The following is a 21,630-nucleotide window of genomic DNA, read 5'->3' as shown; positions in this document are numbered from 1 at the left end:
CGCAGCCAAGACGAGTGGGCCACGAGACCGGAGCATGAGCCCTGGTCAGGAAAGGGAATACCATGATGGGTCTCAGCGCCGTCTATGGTGGCCCTGAGCTTGCCGGCACTCCCATTGACAAGGCCATCCGCATGTTCGGTAAGGCACGAGGCCCGACTGAAAAGGGCAACTCCGGCGCACTGGACATCGTCTTCCATGTCCCAGGCTCTCTTCTCAAGCCTGAATTCACAGGAGTCCGCACGGCGAAATTCTCACGCAAAGACCAGAAGCTCATGCTTCAAATCGCCGTTCCAGATGAGCAAATCCATTCACCTGATGTTCGTTGGTTACTCGATGCAATACGCGAGGCCGTTCGACTTGCTCGTCCCAAGTTCGAGCGTGCTGGAATCGACTACCTGGAGAAGGAGCACCTCTCCATTGTGGACAGGATCCAGCGGGAAGTCCTGAAGTAGCCCGAACAAGAACCACAGGCCCTGAAGGCATCCTTCATGGATGAGGTTTCAATGCCAACCCATAAGACATCCTGGCTTCTCCTGGCTGGAGCCACAGGAGTTTTTTTGACCGTGCATTGGCTGAGCTCGGCGAGTTCAGCCGCACCGGACGCATCGTTACCGGATGCGTCGCAAGCCTCTCCCCTCCCCCTGTTTGCTCGACTCCGCCGTGGCATGACACGCGCCGAAGCGGAAGCGCTCGGACAAGGCGCCACACTGGGCGGATACCCGGGGAAGGTGACCTACGGGTTTTCCTCCAATGAACAGCTTGAGAACTTCGGGATCTCGGTCTTCCGCCGGGAAGCGCGCTGCGCAACGGCGTTCAAGGCCCTCCACGACGAGGCCGTTTCCGTTCTTGGCCCTCCCACCTCCTCCAACCGCATGGTGGAAGGCAAGCAGTGCGAAGACTGGACCCTCAGAGACTCAACGCTTCGCATCTGCTGCAGACAGGCCAGCCCAGTGGACGGAGGAACCGGCTGGATGCTCTTGATGGCGATCAAGTCCTTCTCTCCCCATGAGAAGTTCGACATCCGAAACGGGTTCCATTGAAGACGGTTCCGCTCCGGTGGCCTCATGAAGCTCACTGCAGCCCTCCATCGACAAACGACAAAGTCCATGGGCGAAGTCGTGGTGTTGCTCGAAATCACAAGCGGAGACGGCGCATTCTACCTATTCCGCCTGGGCACCCATCAACAGCCACTCGGTGACACGTGGCACCCAAGCCTTGAGGAGGCCATGCGCCAAGCGAAGTATGAGTTTTCAGCAGGCCCTGTCGACTGGATACGCAGCGATGACTGACCCCAGCACAGGCAAGTACGCACAGCTGAAGAATGGCAGGGGCTGAGCAAAACCCGTAGCCAGCGGCCTACGCCTTGCCCGAGTGCAGGTCGTCGTAGTTCGGATCCGCATGCTCCCACTGGACGTCCTGCTCGATGAGGTAGCGCGTGACTTCTTCGATCCGGACTTCCGGGGGCACGTCGATGCACAGCAGCTTGGGCTGGAAGCCTTCGTAGCCGCAGCCCCGCTGCTTCAATGCGGCCAGGAAGGGCTTCGCATCCGGAGACTCGACGTCATCCAGGATGACCCGCACCGTCCGGTGCCCGGACTTCTCCACGACGCGCTGGAACTCCAGCCGGCCACCTGGATCCAGCTGGGCTTCGACCACGTCGTGCCAGGACACGCGGTACGCGAAGAACGGACTGTTCTCCAGGCGGTACCGGTCCTGTCCCAGCGGGGTCGCCCAGAGCGTCTCCACGCTCTGGGTGTCCTCGTCCCAGAACCCCACCTTCACCATGCCGGTGGAGTTCGCCACGTCAGCTGCGCAGGCCCGGGGCTTCCTGACCGGTGCGCGCGACGTACTCCGTGTAGCCGCCGCCGTACTTGTGGATGCCGTCCGGCGTCAGCTCCAGCACGCGGTTGGACAGTGCTCCCAGGAAGTGCCGGTCGTGGGACACGAACAGCATCGTGCCCTCGTAGCGCGACAGCGCTGTGATCAGCATCTCCTTCGTGCCCATGTCCAGGTGGTTCGTGGGCTCGTCCAGCACCAGGAAGTTCGGCGGGTCGTAGAGCATCTGCGCCATCACCAGACGCGCCTTCTCTCCTCCCGACAACACCCGGCACTTCTTCTCCACCTCGTCGCCGCTGAACCCGAAGCAGCCCGCCAACGCCCTCAGCGAACCCTGCCCCGCCCTGGGGAACGAATCCGACAGCTGCTCGAAGACCGTCTTCTCTCCGTCCAGCAGGTCCATCGCGTGCTGCGCGAAGTAACCCATCTTCACGCTGCCGCCCAACGCCACCGTGCCGTCATCCGGCTGCGTCGAGCCCGTCACCAGCTTCAGCAACGTGGACTTGCCCGCGCCGTTCACTCCCATCACGCACCAGCGCTCCGCGCGGCGCACCAGGAAGTCCAGACCGTCGTAGATGGTCCGCTTGCCGTAGCCCTTGCTCACGTGCTTCAGGTTCACCACGTCGTCACCTGAACGCGGCGGCGGCTGGAACTCGAAGAGCACCGTGGAGCGGCGCTTGGGCGGCTCCACCTTTTCAATCTTCTCCAGCTTCTTCACCCGGCTCTGCACCTGCGCCGCGTGCGACGCGCGGGCCTTGAACCGCTCGATGAACTTGATCTCCTTCGCGAGCATCGCCTGCTGACGCTCGTACTGCGCCTGCTGCTGCGCCTCGTTCTGCGCGCGCTGGCCTTCGTAGAAGTCGTAGTTGCCCGAGTACGTCGTCAGCGAACCGCCGTCGATCTCCACCACCTTCGTCACGATGCGGTTCATGAACTCGCGATCGTGCGACGTCATCAGCAGGCCGCCCTCGTACCCCTTGAGGAAGCCCTCCAGCCAGATGAGCGACTCCAGGTCCAGGTGGTTGGAAGGCTCGTCCAGGAACATCGCGTCCGGCCGCATCAGCAGGATGCGAGAGAGCGCCACGCGCATCTTCCAGCCGCCCGACAGCTTGCCCACGTCGCCGTCCATCATCTCTTCGCTGAAGCCCAGGCCCGCGAGGATTTCCCGCGCGCGGCCCTCCAGCGCGTACCCGCCCAGCTCCTCGAACCGGCCCTGCACGACGCCGTAGCGCTCGACGAGCTTCTCCATGTTGTCCGCCTGGTCCGGATCCCCCATGGCGGCTTCCAGATGCTTCATCTCCGCCGCCACGGTGCTCACCGGGCCCGCGCCGTCCATGACCTCGGACACCGCGCTGCGGCCATTCATCTCACCGACGTCCTGGCTGAAGTAGCCAATGGTGACGCCGCGGTCGATGGAGACCTGTCCCTCGTCCGGGTACTCCTGGCCGGTCATCATCCGGAACAGCGTCGTCTTGCCCGCGCCGTTCGGGCCCACCAGGCCCACCTTTTCGCCCTTGTGGAGCGCGGCCGACGCCTCGATGAAGAGGATCTGCTGACCGTGTTGCTTGCCGATGTTGTCGAGACGGATCATGTGCGTACCGAAAGGGCCCGGGGAATCAGGCGGCGCGCCCTTATGCCACGAGCCGCCCGCCGGAGGGATGGTTCCGAACCCCCAACCGCCCCAGGTCCATCCACGCGGCCGGGCAGGCAGGCCCCCGCCCGGGATTCCGCCCGGCTTGGAACCTGGAACCTGGAACCTGGAACGCGGGCCTCAGTTATCCCGGTGCACCGTGCCCGGGGAGAACGCGGGGGTGCAGATGGCCACGTACTCCGCGCCGTCCTCCTCGGGGGTGCTGTAGCGGACCCACTCGCCGGGCTCGCACACCACCGTCTGACCGGCGTGGACGTCCATCACCCCGCCCTTGTGCTCCACCCGCAGCGTACCCGCGAGCACCAGGGTGATTTCACGGAACTCGGGCGTCTGGCCCGGCTCCTCCCACCCACCGGGGCTGCGCATGTGGGCCACGCTGATGTTGGACGTCTTGGAGTTCACCCGGCCCACGTACTCGTCGATGAGCTTCGGCTTGTTGCCCACGGCCGTCACGCGGATGGGCTTCGGGATGAGCGTGGGCATGACGAGGCTCCAGGGGAGGACGAAGGGAACAGCAGCCATCCCTACCCTACCAGCGCGTGGCGTAGAGTGCCGCCGTGCTGACCGTCGACAACCATCCCCTCCTCGACCTCATCGCCTTCACCTCCTCTTTTCCCGCTCCCCTGGGGGACCTGCCCGCGCCCGACTGGCTGCAGGCCCTGCTGAAGCCCGGCGCCACCGCCCCCGTCCAGAGTGACGACGCCGTCCGGGGCGCCGTGCGCGACCTGCTCCGCCATGGCGGCTACAAGCCCACGGGCCGGGGCAAGCCCGCCTCCGAGTACCTGGTGCGAGCCTCCGGCGACGGCACCCTGGGCACCATCAACGCCGCGGTGGACGCCTGCAACGCCGTGTCCCTGCACAGCGGCCTGCCCATCAGCGTGGTGGACCTGGACCGGGCCCAGGCCCCGTTCCGCGTCTCCACCGCCATCCAGGGCGACCGCTACGTCTTCAATGCGTCCGGGCAGACCATCGACCTGGAGGGCCTCCTGTGCCTCTTCGACGCGCAGGGCCCGTGCGCCAACGCGGTGAAGGACGCCCAGCGCACCAAGACGGACGCCACCACGCGCCGCACCCTCACGCTGCTCTGGGGCACGAAGGAGCTGAAGGGCCACACCGAGCGCGCCTTCACCTGGTACCGCGAGCTGCTGGAGCGCCTGGGCGCCACCGTCGAGCCCGTGCGCTGAAAAAGCCCTACGCCCCGGGCGTCAACGCCAGCCCCGCCACGATGTGCTCGACAATCTCCGCGGGCGGCGGCGTCACGTCCACGGTGAACGCGTCGTCGGGGAGCTCCAGGGTCTCCAGCTGACTGTCGAGCAGCGACGCCGGCATGAAGTGGCCCAGGCGCTTCTGGATCCGCTCGCGGATGAGGGACGCGGACGCGTGCAGGTACACCCAGCGCTCTCGCGCGGAGTCCACGGTGAGCCTCGCGCGGTAGAGGGCCTTGAGGCCGGAGAACGCCAGCACCAGGTCCTCGTCCGCCTCCAGCGCCTTCTCCATCCTCGCGCGCAGGAGCTCCAGCCAGGGCTGCCGGTCCACGTCCGTCAGCGGCGTGCCCGCGGCCATCTTCCGGCGGTTCTCCACCGAGTGCAGGTCGTCCGCGTCCACGAATGTCCACCCCAGCCGGTCCGCGAGCGCCCGACCCACCGTGGACTTCCCGGTGCCTGAAACGCCCATGACGATGACCACCATGCCGTTGCCGCCTCCCTTGGGTCTCGCGCGCTCCCTCATGCTGCGGCCTTCCCGCTCCAGGTGCCACGCGAGAAGCACGGCCGGTGACACACCGGACGTGAGCGTCCGCTGCCCAACGCCGCCGGGCCCGCCCCCGCCATGCTTTCCACGTCGCGACGGGGAACCGCTACCCTCCGCGCCATCATGATTTCTGTGGGAGCAACCCCCGGCCGGACACTCGCCCGGCTCCTCCTGTGCAGCGGCCTGCTCGCGCTGGTGTCCCTGACCGCCTGCCGCGACCCCGCCGCCGCGGCCGGCACCGCGCTCTTCGTCACCGCCCAGTTCGAGCCCGCCCTGAACCTCACCCGGCTGCGCATCTCCGCCACCGCGGATGGCGCCTCCGTGCCCACCTCGCTGCTGCCCGAGGACTCCAGCCGCGCGCTCGTGAACGGTGAAACGTTCCGCGTCCTCCTTGACGGCGCGGCCAATGGCACCCAGGCCACCGTCCGCGTGGACGGCCTGCGCGACGACGCCACGGTCGCCACCGGCGAGGCCACCGCTACCGTGCGCGACGGCTACGAGGTGGAGGTCACCGTGCGGCTGACCGGCTCGGCCAGCGGCACCTTCTGCGTGGACTGTCCGGACGGCTGCTGCCGCGAAGGCGTGTGCACGTCCCGCACCTTCCGCACCTGCGGCGTGGGCGGCGTCGCCTGCGAAATCTGCGACTCGGACCGCGCCGACACCTGCACCAACCGCGGCACCTGCGGCTGCGGCACTGGCCCATCATGTGACCTCAACGCCAGCCGCTGCAACGGAGGCAAGTGCGTCTGCGGCCTCGGCAATGCGTGCGGTCCGGGGCTCGCATGCATCAACGGCTTCTGCAAGTGCGACCCGTCCACCTGCGCCGGCTGCTGCGAAGGCAACAGCTGCATCCCCGCGCCCAACAAGAACCAGTGCGGCAAGGGCGGCGAGGCCTGCAAGAAGTGCGACAAGCGCTGCAACCCGGACGGCTCCTGCGACTGACGGCTCACCTTGCCTTCGCGGCCAGCTCCCGGGCTGTCTCGACGAAGAGGCGCAGCGGCCCGGAGCGCCGCGCACGGCTGGGGTAGTAGAGGAAGAAGCCGGGGACGGTGGGCGCGTAGGCCTCCAGCACCCGCACGAGCGTCCCGCTGCGCAGCTGCTCCCGCACCTCCGGCTCGAAGGCGTAGGTGAGCCCGGCGCCTGACTCGGCCAGGTACTTCATCACCGAGCCGTCGTTGGTGACGACGCCTCCGCGCACCGGAACGCGCCAACTCCTGCGGCCCCGCTCCAGCTCCCAGGCGTAGAGCGTCCCGGTCGTGTGCGAGCGGAAGGTGATGCACTCGTGGCGCAGCAGGTCCTCGGGCTTCCGGGGCATCCCGTGGCGTTCGAGGTAGCGGGGCGCGCCCACCACCACGAAGCGGAAGGCGTCGGTGAGCCGCAACTGCACCATGTCACGCTCGATGGCCTCGCTCAGCCGTACACCCGCGTCGTAGCCCTCCGCCACGAGGTCCACGAAGCGCTGCTCGATGACCATCTCCACCTCCACCCGAGGGTGACGCTCGCGGAAGGTGGACAGCAACGGGCCCACGACGAAGGGCACCGCCATCGGCGGGGCTGACAGGCGCAGGCTGCCCACCGCCTCGCCGGGCTGGGCAGCCACATGGGCGAGGGCCTCCACGGCCTGCCCGAGTCCAGGGCCTGCCTCCTCCACGAGGCGCCGCCCGGCTTCGGTCAGCGCCACGCTGCGCGTCGTCCGATTGAGCAGCACCACGCGGAGCTGCTCCTCGAGCACACGCACCGCCTTGCTGACCGCGGGCGTGGAGACTCCCAGTTCGCGCGCCGCCCCGCTGAAGCTGCGCAGGCGCGCCACGGTGAGCAACACATGCAACTGCGGAAGGAGAGCCGTCTTCATGGCGCGAGTCCTCTGCGAAGCCAGGCGGAAGCCCCGCTCCGCCTTCTTAACCACTGGTTAAGAGCCCCTTGGCTTTCTTGCGTCTAGTCCGGAGCGGGACCGGGGCGTATTTCTTTCGCATCGGTTCGAAGCATTCGCCTTCCGCGCGGCACCCCGCCGCCGAGGGCCACCGGAGGATCCTCATGAGCAAGGTCTGGTTTGTCACCGGCGCCAGCAGTGGCATCGGTGCGGGAGTCGTCAGGGCCGCCCTGGACGCGGGGGACCGCGTCATCGCCACGGCGCGCAACGTGGAGAAGCTGCGGTCCGCCATCGGCGAGCAGGCGGGTGACCGGCTCGCGTTCGTGCCGCTGGACGTCACGAAGGAAGAGCAGGCACGACAGGCCGTCGCCGCCGCGGTCGAGAAGTTCGGGCGCATCGACGTGCTGGTCAACAACGCCGGGTACAGCCTCATCGGCAACCTGGAGTCGTTGACCCCGGCGCAGATCGAGCAGCAGTTCGCGACCAACTTCTACGGCGTGCTGCACGTGCTGCGCGCGGTGCTCCCCGTCATGCGGAGGCAGCGCTCCGGGCGCGTCTTCAACGTGTCCTCGATGGCCGGCGTCATCGGCTATGCGACGGTGGGCGCCTATGCGGCGACGAAGTTCGCTGTCGAGGGGCTCTCGCTGTCGGTCGCCCAGGAGGTGGAGCGCTTCGGCATCACGGTGACGGTGGTCGAGCCCGGCTTCTTCCGCACCGACCTGCTCGCCCCCCAGTCCGTCGTGTTCGGCGAGCTCGCCGTCGAGGGCTATGACGCACCGGCGGCCGTCAAGGAGCAGTGGCAGGGCTACCACCACAACCAGTCCGGTGACCCCGCGAAGCTCGGCAAGGCGCTCGTGCGGCTGGCCGGGATGGAGACGCCGCCAAAGCAGTTCTTCGCGGGGAGCGACGCGGTCAGCGGCATCACCGCCGACCTCGAGGCGCGGCTCGCCGAGGCGCGGGCGCACAAGGACCTGTCGGTTTCGACGGACGGCGACTTCGAGCGCCCGGCCAACGACGAGCAGAGGGAATCCCCATGAAGAAGAACGAGCAGACACTTGAAGCGGGCACGAAGGACCGGCGGGGTCTCAGCCGCCGTGACCTCCTGGCCAGCACGGCCCTCCTCGGAGCAGGGGCGGCGGTTGGGACCTGGGCATGCGCCACGCCGTCCGGGCAGTCCAGGGCTCCAGTCATCGGAGGCGCCACGATGAAGGCGCGGAAGCTGGGAAGCCTGGTGGTCTCGGAGCTGGGGCACGGATGCATGAGCATCAGCGCCAACTACGGTCCCCCGGCGGACCGGAACCAGGGCATCCAGGTCCTCCGGACAGCCCATGAGAAAGGAGTCACCTTCTTCGACACGGCCGAGGTCTACGGTCCCTATACGAACGAGGAGCTCGTCGGAGAAGCGCTCGCGCCCCTTCGCGACCAGGTCGTCATCGCGACCAAGTTCGGCTTCAACCTGGAAGGCCCTCCGGGGCTGAACAGCCGGCCCGAGCACATCCAGAAGGTGGTCGAGGGTTCGCTGAAGCGCCTCAGGACGGACCGCATCGACCTCTACTACCAGCACCGTGTCGACCCCAACGTGCCCATCGAGGACGTGGCGGGCGCGGTGAAGGACCTGATTGCCCAGGGCAAGGTCCTGCACTTCGGTCTCTCCGAGGCGAGTGCGCGGACCATCCGTCGAGCGCATGCCGTTCAACCGGTCACGGCCGTCCAGACCGAGTACTCGTTCATGGAGCGGGACGCGGAGAAGAACGGCGTCCTCGCGGTGTGCGAGGAGCTGGGAATCGGCTTCGTTCCATGGGGACCGGTGGGGATGGGGTTCCTGACCGGGACGTTCGACGCCAGCACGAGGCTCGACCCGAAGACCGATCTCCGCTCCGGCTTCACGCGCTTCACTCCGGAGAACCTGGCCGCGAACACGCCCATCGTCGAGGCGCTGCGGAGCGTTGCCGCGAAGAAGGGCGCGACGCCCGCGCAGCTTGCGCTCGCGTGGCTGCTGTCACGGAAGCCGTGGATCGTTCCAATCCCGGGGACGCGCAACCCGGTGCACCTCGAGGAGAACCTGGGGGCCCGCCACATCCAACTGACGGCCGCGGAGCTTCGCGAGCTCGAGACGGCCTTCTCCAGGCTCACGGTGCACGGCGGCCGGATGAACGCGATGCAGATGGACGCGGTCGATTCGACGAAGTGACCGGTCGTCCGGAGGCTCAGCGCACGGTGAACGGGCGCGAGCTTCCCGCGTACGGGTGGATGCGCCCGTCCCAGCCGGACTTCCAGTTCCCCTCGTGCACCAGCCGGTACGTGCCCGGCTGCGTGTCCTTGGAAATAGGCCACGTGATTCGCACCTTCGAGCACGCGAGCGTGGGCACGCAGAACTCGCGCTGCCAGTGGTACAGCGCGACGCCGTCCCCGTCGTTCGCCACGTCCCGCCACGTGCCGTCCGGCTCCCGCCGCTGCACGCGCAGGAAGGTGCCGCCCAGCTTCAGGTCATTGCGCGGATGGCCGCCCCAGAAGGTGACGCTCGCCGTGTCGCCACGCGCGTAGGAAGCCTTCGCCTCCTCCGAGACGGCGCCGAAGTCCACCCAGAGCAGCTTGTCGTCGAACACCACGCCGGGCTGCAGCCCCACCACCACCTTGCGCAGGTCGCGCGGCGTGGGACCGGGCGGCACGGACGCCCCTTCGCGCAACGCGCTCGCGAGCCCCGTGAAGGACTGTTGCAGCGCCCCCAGCGTCCACGGGCCGAAGTGCGTGGACGCGCCCTCGTAGTCCTGGCGCGCGTACTCCTCGCGCGTGGCCACGTAGCCCGAATAGTCGTTGGCCGGTCCCGCGATGACCACGTCCGTCACGCCCGTGCCCTGCAACTGCGCGCGCACCGTGTCGCGCAGCCGGCGGCCCGCCATGGTGGTCACCTCGAAGGGCACGGCCACCAGCGCCAGAGGGCCCACCGTCACCACCTGCAGGGGCAGCACCTCCGGGGTCCACGGGTAGGGCTTCATGGTGCCCATCTCCAGGACGATGGGCTTCTCTCCCTGGCAGGACGTGGTGACGGCGGCGCAGGAGAACTGGCTCCACACGTCATGCACGTTCTCGCACGTGGCCCCTTCCGAACCGAAGCCAGGCCCGTCCTCCGCGCCCGCCAGCATGGACAGGCCGATGGCCGCGGGACAGGTGCGGTGCGTTCTGCCGTCCGTGAACGCGGGCGCGACGTCCACCGCGTCCATCTTCACGTAGGCGTGCCGGTAGTCCACGCCGCCCATCACCGGCATCCCGGCGGTGGACCACAGGTGCTCGGCGAAGTCGTATTGCTTCTTCGCGGACAGGGCCGCGTCCTCGAAGTCGTTCGCGCCGCCGCCGTTCGTGCCGCCCAGGATATTGGGCGTGACGTCGCCTTCATTCGAGTTCGCGAACGCCGCGACGAAGGTGTCCGGGCCTCCGGGCGTCCGTCCTCCCTTCTCCACCTCGAACGTGTGCGCCGCGAGCCCCTTGTTGTCGCCCGTGATGTACGTGTTCGTGTTGCCGAAGGACGTGGCGTGCACGGCGAACCAGTTGACGAGCCCCAGCTCGCGCCCATCCGCTGCCGTCATCCGGAGCAGCGTCATGCGGTTGTCCACGTTGTCGGGATAGCGGGCGCGCTCGGACTCCGGGTTGCGCAGGTAGGCGTCCGGTGAGCGGTTGATGCTGGCGCCGTGCAGGTCGCCCGAGGACAGCCGCAGCGAGCCCTCGGCCAGGCGCGCGTTGGCGCGGAGGATGGAGTCCGTGATGCCGGAGACGATGGCCTCGAAGTTCTGGGGCACGAAGCCGAAGGTCGTCAGATTGTAGAACGTGTAGTGGCTGAAGCCGCCCGGTCCGGAGTGCGTGTGCGTGGCGCTGAGCAGCACGTTGTCGTCGGAGAACGTGTCGCCCAGCTTCGAGCGCAGCCGCTCCACCACCTGCTGCTTCACCGCCTGGAACACCATGCCCAGGTCCGCGCTGACGAAGGCCACGCGGCGGCCGTTGCATGGCGAGGCGATGACGAACGCCCGCGAGTACAGCCGCAGGTGGATGCCCTCCGTCTTCTGGGCCACCTGCCCGTAGCCCATCATCCCCACCTCCGCCGCGGGGCCGGTGATGTCCGAGCGCGCCGCGCCGATGAGGAAGTTCGCCGAGCCCGCGCACGCGTTGGCCGGAGCTTGCACCGGAGCTGGAGCTTGCGGCGTTGCCTCCTGCGCGCTCGCCGTGGACAGCCGGAACCCAGCGCCCGGCCCCAGCGCCAGCACGCAGCCCAGCAGCAACCCGAGCACGGGAGCGAGGCGGGCGTTCAGCGTGCGCATGACATCCTCCACGGCCTCCGGAAGGGAAGGCCCCCGGCGGCGGCGGGTCCGAAGCGTGGCGCCATCGCCCCCTGGAGGGCAGCGCACGCGAGGGCAGGCCGTCCGACGCTCCACACTCGAACACGGGAGCGCGGCGGATTCAGTCCATTTCGCGGCAGCGGACGGGCGGCCCGCTCCGCCGCATGGACGCGGGATGCAGGCCGGTCAGGCCACGCGCGCGGGCCGCGCGGCGACGTGCAGGGTGACGCGGAAGGTGGCGCCGTGGCCCGGCGTGGACTCCGCGGCGATGGTGCCGCCCAGCGCGCGCACGATGGTGTCGCAGATGGACAGGCCCAGGCCGGTGCCCTGGCCCGGCGCCTTGGTGGTGAAAAAGGGGTCGAAGATGCGGCGCAGCAGCTCCGGCGCGATGCCCCGGCCCGTATCGCGCACCTCCACCACCACCCGGCCATCGTCATCCACGCGGCTGATGAGCCGGATCTCGTGCTCGTCCGTGAAGCCTTCCGGAATCGCGTGCGCGGCGTTGATGACCAGGTTGAGGAACACCTGGAACAGCTTGCCCTCGTTGGCGCGCACCGTCGGCACGACGCCGTACTGCTTCACCAGCCGGGCGCGCGGCCGGATTTCGCTGGCCGCCATCTGCGCGACGGAGTCCAGCACGCGGTGCAGGTCCACCGACTCCTCGTGCGCGTCGTCCACGCGGGAGAAGACCTTGAGCTGGCGGACGATCTGGCGCATCCGCTCGGAGCCCTCGCGCGCGTCGTCCAGCACCTGCTGGTACTCCAGCAGCTCCTCGGCGCCCAGGGGCCGGGGCATGGGGCCCAGCGCGCGGTGCAGGAACTCCAGGTTGGAGAGCACGTAGGACAGCGGGTTGTTCAGCTCGTGCGCGATGCCCGCGGCCAGCATGCCCATGGAGGCCAGCCGGTCCCCCAGCATGAGCTGCGCCTGCATGTGCTTGCGCTCGGTGAAGTCGCGCGCCACCGTCACTCGCGCGGGCACGCCGTCGAAGAGCACGCCCAGCGTCACCAGGTCCGCGCTCACCACCTGCCCGTCGCGGCGCACCAGCGGAACCTCGTGCGAGCGGGCGGCCAGCGCCCCGTCCTGTGCCTCCTCCAGGTGGCGGCGCGCGACCTCCTGGTCCTCGCGCCGCACCAGGCCCAGCAGGTGCCGGCCCAACAGCTGCGCGGGGTCCTGGTAGCCCAGGTAGTTGGCCATGGCCGGGTTCACCGACAGGAGCATGCCGTCCGTCGTGTGCACCACCACGGGGTCCGGGAACCCTTCGATGAGCAGGTGGAAGCCGGCCTCCGTGCGGCGCAGCGCCGTCTCCGTGCGCACGCGCAGCGCGTCCGTGGTGTGCTGCTCCAGCGCCAGCGACAGCGCGCCGGCCGCGCCGGACAGCAGCTTCACCTCCACGTGCGACCAGGGCCGCGCGTCGTCGCAGTTGTCGAAGCCGATGAAGCCGAACGACTCTCCGTGCACCACCAGGGGCAGCACCAGCAGCGAACGGATGCCCTGCGCCAGGAGCACCGGCGCGTTGTCCGCGCCGAAGTCCTCCGGCGAGCCCTGCACGGCCTCGCCCCGGTGGAGCTGCTCCAGTTGGGGCAGCGTGAAGGCCTGGTCGATGGGCCACGCTTGCGTGTCCGGGTTGTCCAGCTCACGCGAGATGCCGGGAGCGCACCACTCCGCGCGCTGGGACTGGAGCATCCGTCCGGAGGCGTCGCGGTGGAACTCGAAGACGTAGGCGCGGCTGGCGCCCGCGACGCGGCCCAGCGGCTCCAGGACGGAGTTGTAGAAATCCCCGGAGCCCTCTGGCGCGAGCAGCTGCCGCTGCACCTCCACCATCGCGCCCAGGTAGCGCTCGCGCGTGGCGGCGGCCTCCTCCGCCAGACGGCGCGGGGTGACGTCCACCAGCGTGCCCAGCACGCCGCCCAGGTGCTCCGGGTCGCCCGTCACGGACAACTCCACCCAGCGCGGCTGCGTGCCGCCAGACAGCCGCAGCTCCAGCCGCGAGGGCACGTCCGTGCGCGACAGCGCCGTGCGCAGCAGCAACCGCGCCTGGTCCCGGTCCTCCGGGTGGAACAGCTCCACGAGTACGCGGCCCAGCCACGCGTGCACGGGAGCTCCGACCAGGCGCTCCCAGGCGGGGGTCGCCAGGACGAGGCGGCCCGCCGCGTCCAATTCGAAGAGCGCCTCGCGCAGGAGCGACCCGGCGCGCTGGAAACGACGCGTGTCCACGAGGTCGCTCGCCACGGATGACTGCCCCAGAGCAGCGGCGCTCCCCGTTTCGCGTTGCTCCTGCGCCACCGCGGCCTCCTTCAGCACGGATGAAACGGAATGAAACCTGGATTGGAGGGAAACCCACCCGGTGTGTCCGGGCCCGACCCCTCTCTCCGTCTCACCGCGGCCCGAAGCATAGGGCGCTCGAATGTTTCAAAGTCAATGGACCCACCCTGGACTCAGGGGTTTCCCTCGGAGTCAGGAGGCTCCCAGCCCCCGGGAATTCCGGAACGGGGGCGTTGACGGCGATCCCCAAGCAGGCGTGCAGGCACGCCACCAACGATGGCCCACGGAGGCACGTCGCGGGTGACGACGGCGCCCATTCCAATCACCGCGTGGTCGCCCACGGTGACACCGTCGGTGATACCCGCGTTGGCGCCCACCCAGACGTCCTGGCCAATCACGATGCCCTTCGAGGTGACGGGCTGCTCGCGCACGGGGCGATCCGGTGCGAGGCCATGGTCGAAGGCATAGAGCGTGGCGCCGGTGGCGATGCGACTGCCCTCGCCGATGCGGACGCCGCAAGTGCCGCCGTCCAGGCTGACGCGCGCGTTGAGGCTGACGCGCGCTTCCAGCACCACGGGCCCGTGCATGAAGACGTCCGCGCCAATGCTGCACCCCGGCCCGATGCGCACGGTGCGGCCGGGCTCCGCGAAGATGCGTGCCTCCGGGGCAATGAAACATCCTTCGGCGATATCAACTGTCTCCAGCTCGCGCAGGCGGTCCTGCACCTCGCGCTGCCAGGCCTCCGCCCACTCGCGGTGGCGCGGCTTGAGACTGAAGTAGAGCCACGGCATCCACGACAGCCGCAGCTTGTGTTGTTCACGGCGTTGCGCGTTCAGGTCCACGTGTCCAGACCTACCACGGGCCCCACTTCAACCGGACGCGGGCACCACGGTGAAGTGGCTGCGCTCGCGCTCCTTGGCCACGGCCTCCGCGTCCAGGGAGACGGGGGTCAGGTGGCAGAGCATGTCGTCCGGCTCCCACGGATACGGCTGGCCGTCCAGGCGCACGCGCCCTTCGGCCACGGCACGCGTGGCCTCCACGAGCGACAGCGAGGACAGGTCGCGCATCAGCGCTTCGAAGCGGCCCTGGCGCTCCGGGGTGGAGAAGTGGAAGCGGCCGCGCGCGACGACGGCCAGGTGGTACCACATGGGCCGGAAGGCCACGCCGGCCAGGCTCAGGCGCTGGGCCATGGCGAGCAGTACTTCCGTCGTCTCGCGCGACAGGCCCAGGCCGGGCACCTCCTGGCCGGGCAACTGCGGGCGCTTGTCGCTGAAGCGCGCGCGGGGGTGACGCAGGGACAGCCAGTTGGCGAAGAGGAAGGTCTCGCCCTGGAGTTCCTTCTTCTCCACCACCGAGTCCGACAGCAGGTGCTCGCGGCCGCCCGCGTGGCCCAGCACCATGATGCGGTCGCCGGTGCCGCCAGTGGAGGTCACCTGCACGCGCAGACGGCTGTAGCCCAGGCGCTCCACGTACGACAGCAGGCCGTAGCGGAAGAGCGCGTACTCGATGCCCTGCGCGGTGTAGTGGCCCAGGACGCGCGGCTGCACTTCCGGCCCCAGCCGCAGCGGGCCCTCCAGGTCCTCCAGCGAGAAGGGCTCCCAGTGCGGCGCCTTCCCGGCGGTGTTGGCCTTCTCCGGATCCAACATGTGCGCGATGCGCTGGAAGCGCGCGCTCAGCGGGTCATAGCGCGCGGTGATGCGCTGGTGGCCCAGGCCCGCGAGCACCAGCACCGTGCCCGCGAACAGCTTCCAGGACTCCGCGTGGTAGCCGCCCCCGGGCAGCCACACGCTGGCCTGTCCTCGCAGCGCGGCGGCGATGGCCACGTCGCGTTTGCGCGCGCCCTGGAGCGTGATGCCCACGCGCCCGAAGCGGTCCCCGGACAGCACGTCCCCACCTGCGATGACGAAGGTGATGTCCGAACGGGGCATGCGCGCGAGCAGGTCCTTCACCTTCTGCACATAGGTGACGTCGTCGCAGCCATCCGGCACGCGTGTTTCATCCACGCCGGGGGGCAGCACGCCCCAGTCGCTGCCGGACACGGAGCCGATCCACACCTTCGGTTGTCCGGCGAGACACGCGGCGGTGCCGTCCGGCGGGTGCGCATCCAGGTCCAGCACGGCCACGGAGCCGTCGAAGCCGGAGGCGCGCAGGTCCGCCACGGACACGGCGATGTCGTTGACGGTGCAGAAGCCGCCACCCTTGTCCGGGCGCGCGTGGTGGAAGCCACCGGCCATGTTGACCACGGGCCCCTGCCGCGCGAGCGCCAACCGGGCCGCGCCCAACGTCCCGCCGCACACGAGCCGCACACTGTCCAGGAGCGCGTCCACGGGCACTTCCGACGGGTCGGTGGCGTAGATGCGCGCGAGGGTCGCGGGGTCGGAGAGGGACTCCAGGTAGCGGGCGTCGTGCACTCGAGCGAGCTGCGCGTAGGACACGGGCACGGGGTGGCGCACGTCCGCGGCGCGCACCACGCCGGCCTCCAGCAGGTACCAGGTGGTGAAGTCGGTGCCGCGCGGCTCGATGCCCACGGAGGACTCGATGCCGGTGAGGGGGAGGCGGTAGGCCTCGTCGTAGAAGACGTGCACCCGGCCGCGTCCCAGGCCCAGCTTCCACAGCCACGCTTGAATCATCCGCGCCTCGCGGGCGGCAGGGGATGGTGGGTGTTCACGGGGATGAGGGACACAGGGAGCAGGTCGGAAAAGGTGGTGGCCCCTTCATCACGCGCGGGGGCCGTGGGCGCAAGGCTCATTCCACGGGGCGCTGGGCCTCTTCCCGCAGGGCGGGGCTGCGGCGGCGCACGGTGCGGGCGGCGACGGTGACGAACAGGGCCCACGCGAGCCCGGCCACCCAGCCACCGAGCACGTCCGTGGGGTAGTGCACGCCCAGGTACACGCGGGTGCAGCCCACCAGGACGGAGAGCACCAGGGCCACGGAGAGGAGGTAGACCTTCACGCGGCGGTGCTCGGCGAACTGGGCCAGCAGCGCTCCCAGCGTGAGGTAGGTGATGGCGGACAGCATGGCGTGGCCGCTGGGGAAGCTGGTGGATATCGTCTCGGTGAGGTGGGGCACCACCGAGGGGCGTGGGCGGTGGAACAGGTTCTTGAGCAGCGCGTTGAGGATCCACCCGCCGACGATGGCGGACAGGACGAAGAGGCTCGTGCGGTAGCGGCGGGCAACCACGAGGAAGCCGCACACGGCCGCGGTGAGGAGCGCCAGGACGGGGAAGCCGCCCAGGGACGTCACGTCGCGAGCTGTCTCCGCGAGCCACCACGGGCCTCGGGGGAGCGCGGGGTCTTCGTCACGGCGCAGGGAGCGCACGATGCGCTCGTCGATGTCCTGCGTGTCGCCTTCATGCACCTCGTCCGACAGGACGACGAAGCCCAGGACGCACGCGACCACGAGCAGCAGCAGCCCCAGGGGCCGCGTGACCATCACGTCCCAACCCGACACCCACCGCCATGGCCCTCGTGACATGGACGTGACTTAAGACAGCGGGTGCGGGCTGGCCACGGGCTTTTCGCGGCGAGTGTCGGGCAGGCTCCAGGTGCTCAGGGGTTCTGGACGGACAGGCCCAGCGCTTCAGCACCGGCGGCCTTCGCGCCGTCGAGGGCAACGATGAGCCGTGTGTAGGGGGCTCGCGCGTCTGGCTGGAAGAACAGGCCGCGCTGGCCCTTGGGGCGGGCCTCCAGGAAGGCACGCAGGCGTGACACGAATTCGGCTTCGCTCACGGGCTCGCCTTCCAGGAGCAGCGAGCCGTCCGCGGTGAGGCGCACGAGGCCGGGGGCCAGCTCCTTCGACGTCGGGGGCTCTTCGGTCGGGGTGGCCTGCGCGGCCGGGAGCTGGAGTTGAAACTCCCCGCGCATGAGCGGGGTCACGACCATGAAGATGATCAACAGCACGAGGACCACGTCCACGAGCGGCGTGACGTTGATGTCCGACTGGATACCGGACTGGGGCTTCACCACGACGGGGCGTCTTGGGTTCATGGTGGTTCTCCTCAGTTCTTCCGCATGGAGACACCCAGGGACACTTTCAGCGCACCGGCGTCCCGCGACTGTTGCAGCACACCGAGCACGTCGCCGCAGGTCAGCGTCTCATCGGCCTTGAGGAGCAGCTTGCGGTCAGGCCGGGCGCGCAGTTCCTCCTGGACGCGTTCCTGGAAGCGCGCGGCGTCCGTGAAGACAGCATGGTCGGCGTACAGAACCTTGTCGGCGGTGAGGAAGAAGACGAACGGTTCAGGCTTCTCACGCTGCTCACCCTGCGAGGCTGTGGGCAGGGCGACGTTCTTGTCCTCCTGGGCCAGCGGCGTCATGACCATGAAGATGATCAGCAGCACGAGCACCACGTCGACCAACGGGGTGACGTTGATGTCCGCCTTCACTCCGCCCCTGCCTCCCACGGCCATTCCCATGCAAAGCCTCCTGTAAGTCGGAAGCCATGGAACCACGGGGCAGCAAGGCGTTGGCCGTGGGCTCCCGGTGGTTCGGTCATGGTTCGGTCATCGGCGCCGGACAGGCTGGATGCGTCGCACCTCAGTCCTGATAGGCATAGCTCACGTCGGGGAGCTCGGGGCGTGCCTGGCCCGCGAGCCATACGTCGGTACCGACCATGCGTACCTCATCGACGGTGTTGAGCACGAAGCCAGGGATTGAGGGGACGCCGTCGTCAAACCAGCGCAGCAGCAGCTCGTGAGCATTGAAGTCGAGGACCAGCGGGGCCACCACCGGATCAGCGAGCGCTTGTGCCGGTCCAGGCCAACCCAGAGCCCGCAGCGCCTGTTCCAATGGGTCATTCGGCTCGGGAAAGCGCTGATAGTCCTCGATCCAATCAGCCCAGTCCTGTTCGAGCAGCGCCACGGCGTAGGCGCCAGGCAGGACGACCTCGTAACGAACTTCGACAACGCCCGGGGTGCGCCAATGCTGGCCGAAGTTCATGGTGCGCACGCGCAAGGCCTCCACCAACACCGGGCGGCCCTCCACGAGGTATCTGGCCGTATGTGGCGGAACGGGGAATCGTGGCCGCCACTCGTTCTGATAGGTCATGGTTCCTCTTCGGCAGGATACTTGGAGCAGAAGAGAGAGCGCTTGAGCGGGGCCGGGCACGGCCAGCGTCCACTTCCTGGCGGAGGACCTGGGCGCCTTCATCTCGGCGCTCCGGTCGGACGCGCTGTCGCCCACCGTGCTGGAGGCCTGAGTCGCGGGCTCGCGGCGTATGCCCCTGGACGCTCCGCTTCCGGAGGCATTGTCATGGGGGTGGGGCCTGTTATCACCCGGTGACGTTCTCACCGGGAGGCACCCGCACATGGCCATCGCCACCATCAGCCCCACCACCGGCAAGACGCTGCGCACGTTCGACGTGCTCTCGTCCGAGGAACTGGAGCGCAAGCTGCAACGGGCCGCGGATACGTTCCGCTCCTACCGCGAGACGTCCTTCGCTGACCGCGCCCGCTGGATGCGCCGCGCCGCTGAAATCCTCGAGGTCGAGTCCGGCCGCTTTGGCCGCATGATGACGGAGGAGATGGGCAAACCCCTGGAGGCCGCCAAGGCGGAGTCCATCAAGAGCGCCACCGCGTGCCGCTATTACGTCACCCGCGCGGAGAAGCTCCTGCGCGACTCGCCCATCGACGTGGATGGCGACACCGCCTTCGTGCGCTACCAGCCCCTGGGCCCCGTCCTCGCCATCATGCCGTGGAACTTCCCTTTCTGGCAGGTCGTGCGCTTCGCCGCCCCCGCCCTCATGGCCGGCAACGTGGGCCTCCTCAAACACGCCAGCAACGTGCCCCAGTGCGCCATCGCGCTCGAGGAGATCTTCCGCACCGCCGGCTTCCCTGAAGGCGCCTTCCAATCGCTGTTCATCGAGACGTCGGAGGTGAATCGCGTCATCGAAGACCCTCGCGTGAAGGCCGTCACCCTCACCGGCAGCGAGGGCGCTGGCCGCGCTGTCGGCGCCGCCGCAGGCCGTGCCATCAAGAAGGTCGTCCTGGAGCTGGGCGGCAGCGACCCGTTCATCGTCATGCCCAGCGCGGACCTGGACAAGGCCGTGCACACCGCCGTGTCCGCGCGCCTCATCAACAACGGCCAGTCCTGCATCGCCGCCAAGCGCTTCATCGTCGCCGAACCCATCGCCCAGGAGTTCGAACGCCGCTTCGTCGAACGCATGAAGACCATGGTGGTCGGCGACCCCATGGATCCGAAGACCGACGTCGGTCCGCTCGCCACGCCCGGCATCCTCGAAGGCCTGCACGCCCAGGTGCAGGAGAGCGTGAAGGCTGGCACCCGGCTGCTGCTCGGCGGCAAACCCCAGGGCGGTCCCGGCAACTTCTACCCGCCCACCGTCCTGGCGGATCCGCCGCCCAAGGCCCCCGCCTTCCATGACGAGCTCTTCGGCCCCGTGGCCACGCTGCTGCGCGCCCGCGACCTGGAGCACGCCATCGAGCTGGCCAACGCGACGCCCTTCGGCCTGGGCGCCAGCGTGTGGACCCAGGACGCGAACGAACAGCGCCGGCTCATCGACGGCATCGAGGCCGGTATGGTGTTCGTCAACGCGCTCGTCGCGTCCGACGCGCGCTTGCCCTTCGGCGGCGTGAAACACTCCGGCCACGGCCGCGAGCTGGCCGACCTGGGCATCCGCGAGTTCGTCAACGCGAAGACCGTCCGCATCACCGGCGCGGCCGGCACCCCGCCGCCGTCAAAGCACGCGGGCGAATAGCCTCGCCCCGTCCGTCAGCGCGTGCGCACCCGGCCATCCACGGGCGCGCCGTGCACCTCTTCCAGCGCGGACGTCACGGCGTCCACCTCCGCGCCCAGCTGCTCCACGCTGTGGCGCAGGCCCGCGCCGGCCACGTCCGCGTCCGCCGCGTCCGCCGAGCGCACCCGCAGCACCTGGGCGTAGAGGTTCTCCAGGGTGTACGCGAGCCGCGTGAACTCGGCCTCCAGCCGGTCCGCCGCCTTCGTCAGCTCCGCGCGCTGGCGCACCTGCTCATCCAGCACCTGCAACGCCGCGCGCAGCCGGTCGCGCACCACCACGTCCTCCTCCGCGGCCCAGCGCGTCTCCAACTTCTTGCGCTCGTCCGCCAGCCGCTGCACGTCCTCGGGCGGTGCCACCGTGCGCAGCTCGCGTTCGCGGCGGACGAGCTCGTGGCAGCTCTTGCGCAGGTCCTGCACGGTGCGCTCCGGCGAGCGCACCATCTCCTGCAACACGCCCTTCCCCGCTCGCAGCTCCGCGAGCAGCTTCTCGCAGACGGCGTCCACACGCGTCAGGCGTGGATCCGCCGGTACCTCCGGCGCCTTCACCTGGGGCAGCACCGGCGCGGGCGGTTCCTCCACGCGCGTCAGCAGGGGGTTGTTGCGCGCGCGCAGGTGCTTCGCGGCCCCCTTGAAGAAGCCGAACGCCACGAACAGCAGCCACCAGTACTGATGCGGAAAACGCACCACCGTGGCCACGCACGCCAGCGCGACGACGAGCTGCCCCACGCCCACCACCGGGTTGCGAGAGGCCTCCTCCCGCGCCGCCTTCTCCGCGCGCTTCGCATCACGATGGGCCTGCTGCTGCGCGATGTACGCGTCGCGTTTGGAATGCCGCTCCGCGCGGCGCAGGGCGTCCTTCGACTCGCGCTCCCACTGCTTCTCCCACCGCTGACGCTCCCGCTCCGCGCCGCGCTCCCACTCCCGTTCCCAGCGGTCGCGCTCCTTCTCGGTGGGCAGGCGGCCCATCCGGCGTACCCACGCCTCCAGGGCCGCGTCCTTGCGCGCGCGCCCCTCCTCGATGGCCGCTTCCAGCCGGCGCAGACGCTCGGCCGCGTCGTGAGGGGGCGAGGAGGCAGGGGGCGCTTCGCGGTCTCGGGGCACGAGGTGACGCTAACAACTTCCCCCGGGGTTGGGGACTGTCGGTGGAGGCCCCATAAGCGCAGGTGTTGAGCCATTGGCGCGCGGCGG

At 69.2% G+C, this 21,630-nt stretch carries 21 protein-coding genes; 7 read left to right on the top strand and 14 right to left on the bottom strand.

Translation table 11 applies throughout. The features are described from left to right. The first annotated feature begins 62 nt into the window (after positions 1-62). Both D7Y04_RS43930 and D7Y04_RS02335 read left to right on the top strand, forming a co-directional pair. A complete protein-coding gene (locus D7Y04_RS43930; RefSeq protein WP_147454424.1) occupies positions 63-452 on the top strand; it encodes a hypothetical protein in 390 nt (129 codons plus the stop codon). A 213-nt stretch (positions 453-665) separates the two neighbouring features. Then, positions 666-1,040: a hypothetical protein gene (locus D7Y04_RS02335; RefSeq protein WP_147477021.1), complete on the top strand. Its 375-nt coding sequence runs from the start codon at positions 666-668 to the stop codon at positions 1,038-1,040. A gap of 316 nt (positions 1,041-1,356) precedes the next feature. On the opposite strand, the gene D7Y04_RS02325 is transcribed toward D7Y04_RS02335, so the two are convergent. The 3 genes from D7Y04_RS02325 to D7Y04_RS02315 form a co-directional block, all read right to left on the bottom strand. Next, positions 1,357-1,803: a DUF4265 domain-containing protein gene (locus D7Y04_RS02325; RefSeq protein ID WP_121758174.1), complete on the bottom strand. Its 447-nt coding sequence runs from the start codon at positions 1,801-1,803 to the stop codon at positions 1,357-1,359. A gap of 1 nt (position 1,804) precedes the next feature. Further along, positions 1,805-3,427, bottom strand: a complete 1,623-nt coding sequence (locus tag D7Y04_RS02320) for an ABC-F family ATP-binding cassette domain-containing protein (RefSeq protein ID WP_120593754.1) — start codon at positions 3,425-3,427, stop codon at positions 1,805-1,807. Between the two features lie 180 nt (positions 3,428-3,607). Beyond that, the gene (locus tag D7Y04_RS02315) at positions 3,608-3,970 is read right to left on the bottom strand and encodes a cupin domain-containing protein (protein WP_121758173.1); all 363 of its coding nucleotides are present in this window, start codon (positions 3,968-3,970) and stop codon (positions 3,608-3,610) included. Positions 3,971-4,044: 74 nt separating this feature from the next. Here D7Y04_RS02315 and D7Y04_RS02310 point away from each other — a divergent pair, with 74 nt between their 5' ends. Then, positions 4,045-4,671, top strand: coding sequence for a phenylalanine--tRNA ligase beta subunit-related protein (locus D7Y04_RS02310; protein WP_120593756.1), 627 nt, complete (start codon positions 4,045-4,047; stop codon positions 4,669-4,671). 7 nt (positions 4,672-4,678) lie between these two features. On the opposite strand, the gene D7Y04_RS02305 is transcribed toward D7Y04_RS02310, so the two are convergent. Continuing rightward, positions 4,679-5,176 (bottom strand): gluconokinase, encoded by a 498-nt coding sequence (locus D7Y04_RS02305; RefSeq protein ID WP_121758172.1) that lies wholly within the window; start codon positions 5,174-5,176, stop codon positions 4,679-4,681. A gap of 192 nt (positions 5,177-5,368) precedes the next feature. Here D7Y04_RS02305 and D7Y04_RS02300 point away from each other — a divergent pair, with 192 nt between their 5' ends. Further along, entirely contained in the window at positions 5,369-6,178 is an 810-nt protein-coding gene (locus tag D7Y04_RS02300; protein WP_233601238.1) for a hypothetical protein, read from the top strand. A gap of 4 nt (positions 6,179-6,182) precedes the next feature. On the opposite strand, the gene D7Y04_RS02295 is transcribed toward D7Y04_RS02300, so the two are convergent. Beyond that, a complete protein-coding gene (locus D7Y04_RS02295) occupies positions 6,183-7,088 on the bottom strand; it encodes a LysR family transcriptional regulator (protein WP_120593758.1) in 906 nt (301 codons plus the stop codon). A gap of 182 nt (positions 7,089-7,270) precedes the next feature. Here D7Y04_RS02295 and D7Y04_RS02290 point away from each other — a divergent pair, with 182 nt between their 5' ends. After that, complete coding sequence (locus tag D7Y04_RS02290) at positions 7,271-8,143, top strand: SDR family NAD(P)-dependent oxidoreductase (protein ID WP_121758170.1); 873 nt, start codon at positions 7,271-7,273, stop codon at positions 8,141-8,143. A gap of 167 nt (positions 8,144-8,310) precedes the next feature. Continuing rightward, a complete protein-coding gene (locus tag D7Y04_RS02285; RefSeq protein ID WP_121758169.1) occupies positions 8,311-9,297 on the top strand; it encodes an aldo/keto reductase in 987 nt (328 codons plus the stop codon). A 16-nt stretch (positions 9,298-9,313) separates the two neighbouring features. Here D7Y04_RS02285 and D7Y04_RS02280 read toward each other — a convergent pair whose 3' ends face one another. The 8 genes from D7Y04_RS02280 to D7Y04_RS02245 form a co-directional block, all read right to left on the bottom strand. Beyond that, on the bottom strand, positions 9,314-11,416 hold the full coding sequence (locus D7Y04_RS02280) for a neutral/alkaline ceramidase (RefSeq protein ID WP_121758168.1): 2,103 nt from the start codon (positions 11,414-11,416) through the stop codon (positions 9,314-9,316). 204 nt (positions 11,417-11,620) lie between these two features. Continuing rightward, positions 11,621-13,663 (bottom strand): ATP-binding protein, encoded by a 2,043-nt coding sequence (locus D7Y04_RS02275; protein ID WP_233601237.1) that lies wholly within the window; start codon positions 13,661-13,663, stop codon positions 11,621-11,623. Positions 13,664-13,869: 206 nt separating this feature from the next. After that, positions 13,870-14,538, bottom strand: a complete 669-nt coding sequence (locus D7Y04_RS02270) for a DapH/DapD/GlmU-related protein (protein WP_120593762.1) — start codon at positions 14,536-14,538, stop codon at positions 13,870-13,872. A 27-nt stretch (positions 14,539-14,565) separates the two neighbouring features. Then, positions 14,566-16,326, bottom strand: coding sequence for a histone deacetylase (locus tag D7Y04_RS02265; RefSeq protein WP_120593763.1), 1,761 nt, complete (start codon positions 16,324-16,326; stop codon positions 14,566-14,568). A gap of 115 nt (positions 16,327-16,441) precedes the next feature. After that, positions 16,442-17,170, bottom strand: a complete 729-nt coding sequence (locus D7Y04_RS02260) for a phosphatase PAP2 family protein (RefSeq protein ID WP_121758166.1) — start codon at positions 17,168-17,170, stop codon at positions 16,442-16,444. 74 nt (positions 17,171-17,244) lie between these two features. Further along, complete coding sequence (locus D7Y04_RS02255; protein ID WP_120593764.1) at positions 17,245-17,682, bottom strand: biopolymer transporter ExbD; 438 nt, start codon at positions 17,680-17,682, stop codon at positions 17,245-17,247. An 11-nt stretch (positions 17,683-17,693) separates the two neighbouring features. After that, the gene (locus tag D7Y04_RS02250) at positions 17,694-18,077 is read right to left on the bottom strand and encodes a biopolymer transporter ExbD (RefSeq protein ID WP_233601236.1); all 384 of its coding nucleotides are present in this window, start codon (positions 18,075-18,077) and stop codon (positions 17,694-17,696) included. Positions 18,078-18,228: 151 nt separating this feature from the next. Continuing rightward, a complete protein-coding gene (locus D7Y04_RS02245; RefSeq protein ID WP_120593766.1) occupies positions 18,229-18,738 on the bottom strand; it encodes a hypothetical protein in 510 nt (169 codons plus the stop codon). A 259-nt stretch (positions 18,739-18,997) separates the two neighbouring features. Between D7Y04_RS02245 and D7Y04_RS02240 the strand changes: the two genes are divergently transcribed. Then, positions 18,998-20,404 (top strand): NAD-dependent succinate-semialdehyde dehydrogenase, encoded by a 1,407-nt coding sequence (locus D7Y04_RS02240; protein WP_120593768.1) that lies wholly within the window; start codon positions 18,998-19,000, stop codon positions 20,402-20,404. 14 nt (positions 20,405-20,418) lie between these two features. On the opposite strand, the gene D7Y04_RS02235 is transcribed toward D7Y04_RS02240, so the two are convergent. Next, positions 20,419-21,543: a hypothetical protein gene (locus D7Y04_RS02235; protein ID WP_121758165.1), complete on the bottom strand. Its 1,125-nt coding sequence runs from the start codon at positions 21,541-21,543 to the stop codon at positions 20,419-20,421. Positions 21,544-21,630: the final 87 nt, after the last annotated feature.

The organism is Corallococcus sp. AB038B (assembly GCF_003668955.1).
In the GTDB taxonomy this organism is placed as follows: Bacteria; Myxococcota; Myxococcia; order Myxococcales; family Myxococcaceae; genus Corallococcus; species Corallococcus exiguus.
The sequence above is the reverse complement of the archived record's forward strand: the minus strand, read 5'-3'. Positions and strand labels throughout refer to the sequence as shown.

What these genes read in the sequence shown, in the direction of transcription:
- D7Y04_RS02315 (WP_121758173.1), bottom strand. Translation starts at nt 3,970, where the DNA reads ATGCCCACGCTCATCCCGAAGCCCATCCGCGTGACGGCCGTGGGCAAC.
- D7Y04_RS02295 (WP_120593758.1), bottom strand. Translation starts at nt 7,088, where the DNA reads ATGAAGACGGCTCTCCTTCCGCAGTTGCATGTGTTGCTCACCGTGGCG.
- D7Y04_RS02320 (WP_120593754.1), bottom strand. Translation starts at nt 3,427, where the DNA reads ATGATCCGTCTCGACAACATCGGCAAGCAACACGGTCAGCAGATCCTC.
- D7Y04_RS02335 (WP_147477021.1), top strand. Translation starts at nt 666, where the DNA reads ATGACACGCGCCGAAGCGGAAGCGCTCGGACAAGGCGCCACACTGGGC.
- D7Y04_RS02260 (WP_121758166.1), bottom strand. Translation starts at nt 17,170, where the DNA reads ATGTCACGAGGGCCATGGCGGTGGGTGTCGGGTTGGGACGTGATGGTC.
- D7Y04_RS02265 (WP_120593763.1), bottom strand. Translation starts at nt 16,326, where the DNA reads ATGATTCAAGCGTGGCTGTGGAAGCTGGGCCTGGGACGCGGCCGGGTG.
- D7Y04_RS02245 (WP_120593766.1), bottom strand. Translation starts at nt 18,738, where the DNA reads ATGACCTATCAGAACGAGTGGCGGCCACGATTCCCCGTTCCGCCACAT.
- D7Y04_RS02290 (WP_121758170.1), top strand. Translation starts at nt 7,271, where the DNA reads ATGAGCAAGGTCTGGTTTGTCACCGGCGCCAGCAGTGGCATCGGTGCG.
- D7Y04_RS02305 (WP_121758172.1), bottom strand. Translation starts at nt 5,176, where the DNA reads ATGGTGGTCATCGTCATGGGCGTTTCAGGCACCGGGAAGTCCACGGTG.
- D7Y04_RS02255 (WP_120593764.1), bottom strand. Translation starts at nt 17,682, where the DNA reads ATGAACCCAAGACGCCCCGTCGTGGTGAAGCCCCAGTCCGGTATCCAG.
- D7Y04_RS02280 (WP_121758168.1), bottom strand. Translation starts at nt 11,416, where the DNA reads ATGCGCACGCTGAACGCCCGCCTCGCTCCCGTGCTCGGGTTGCTGCTG.
- D7Y04_RS02285 (WP_121758169.1), top strand. Translation starts at nt 8,311, where the DNA reads ATGAAGGCGCGGAAGCTGGGAAGCCTGGTGGTCTCGGAGCTGGGGCAC.
- D7Y04_RS02240 (WP_120593768.1), top strand. Translation starts at nt 18,998, where the DNA reads ATGGCCATCGCCACCATCAGCCCCACCACCGGCAAGACGCTGCGCACG.
- D7Y04_RS43930 (WP_147454424.1), top strand. Translation starts at nt 63, where the DNA reads ATGATGGGTCTCAGCGCCGTCTATGGTGGCCCTGAGCTTGCCGGCACT.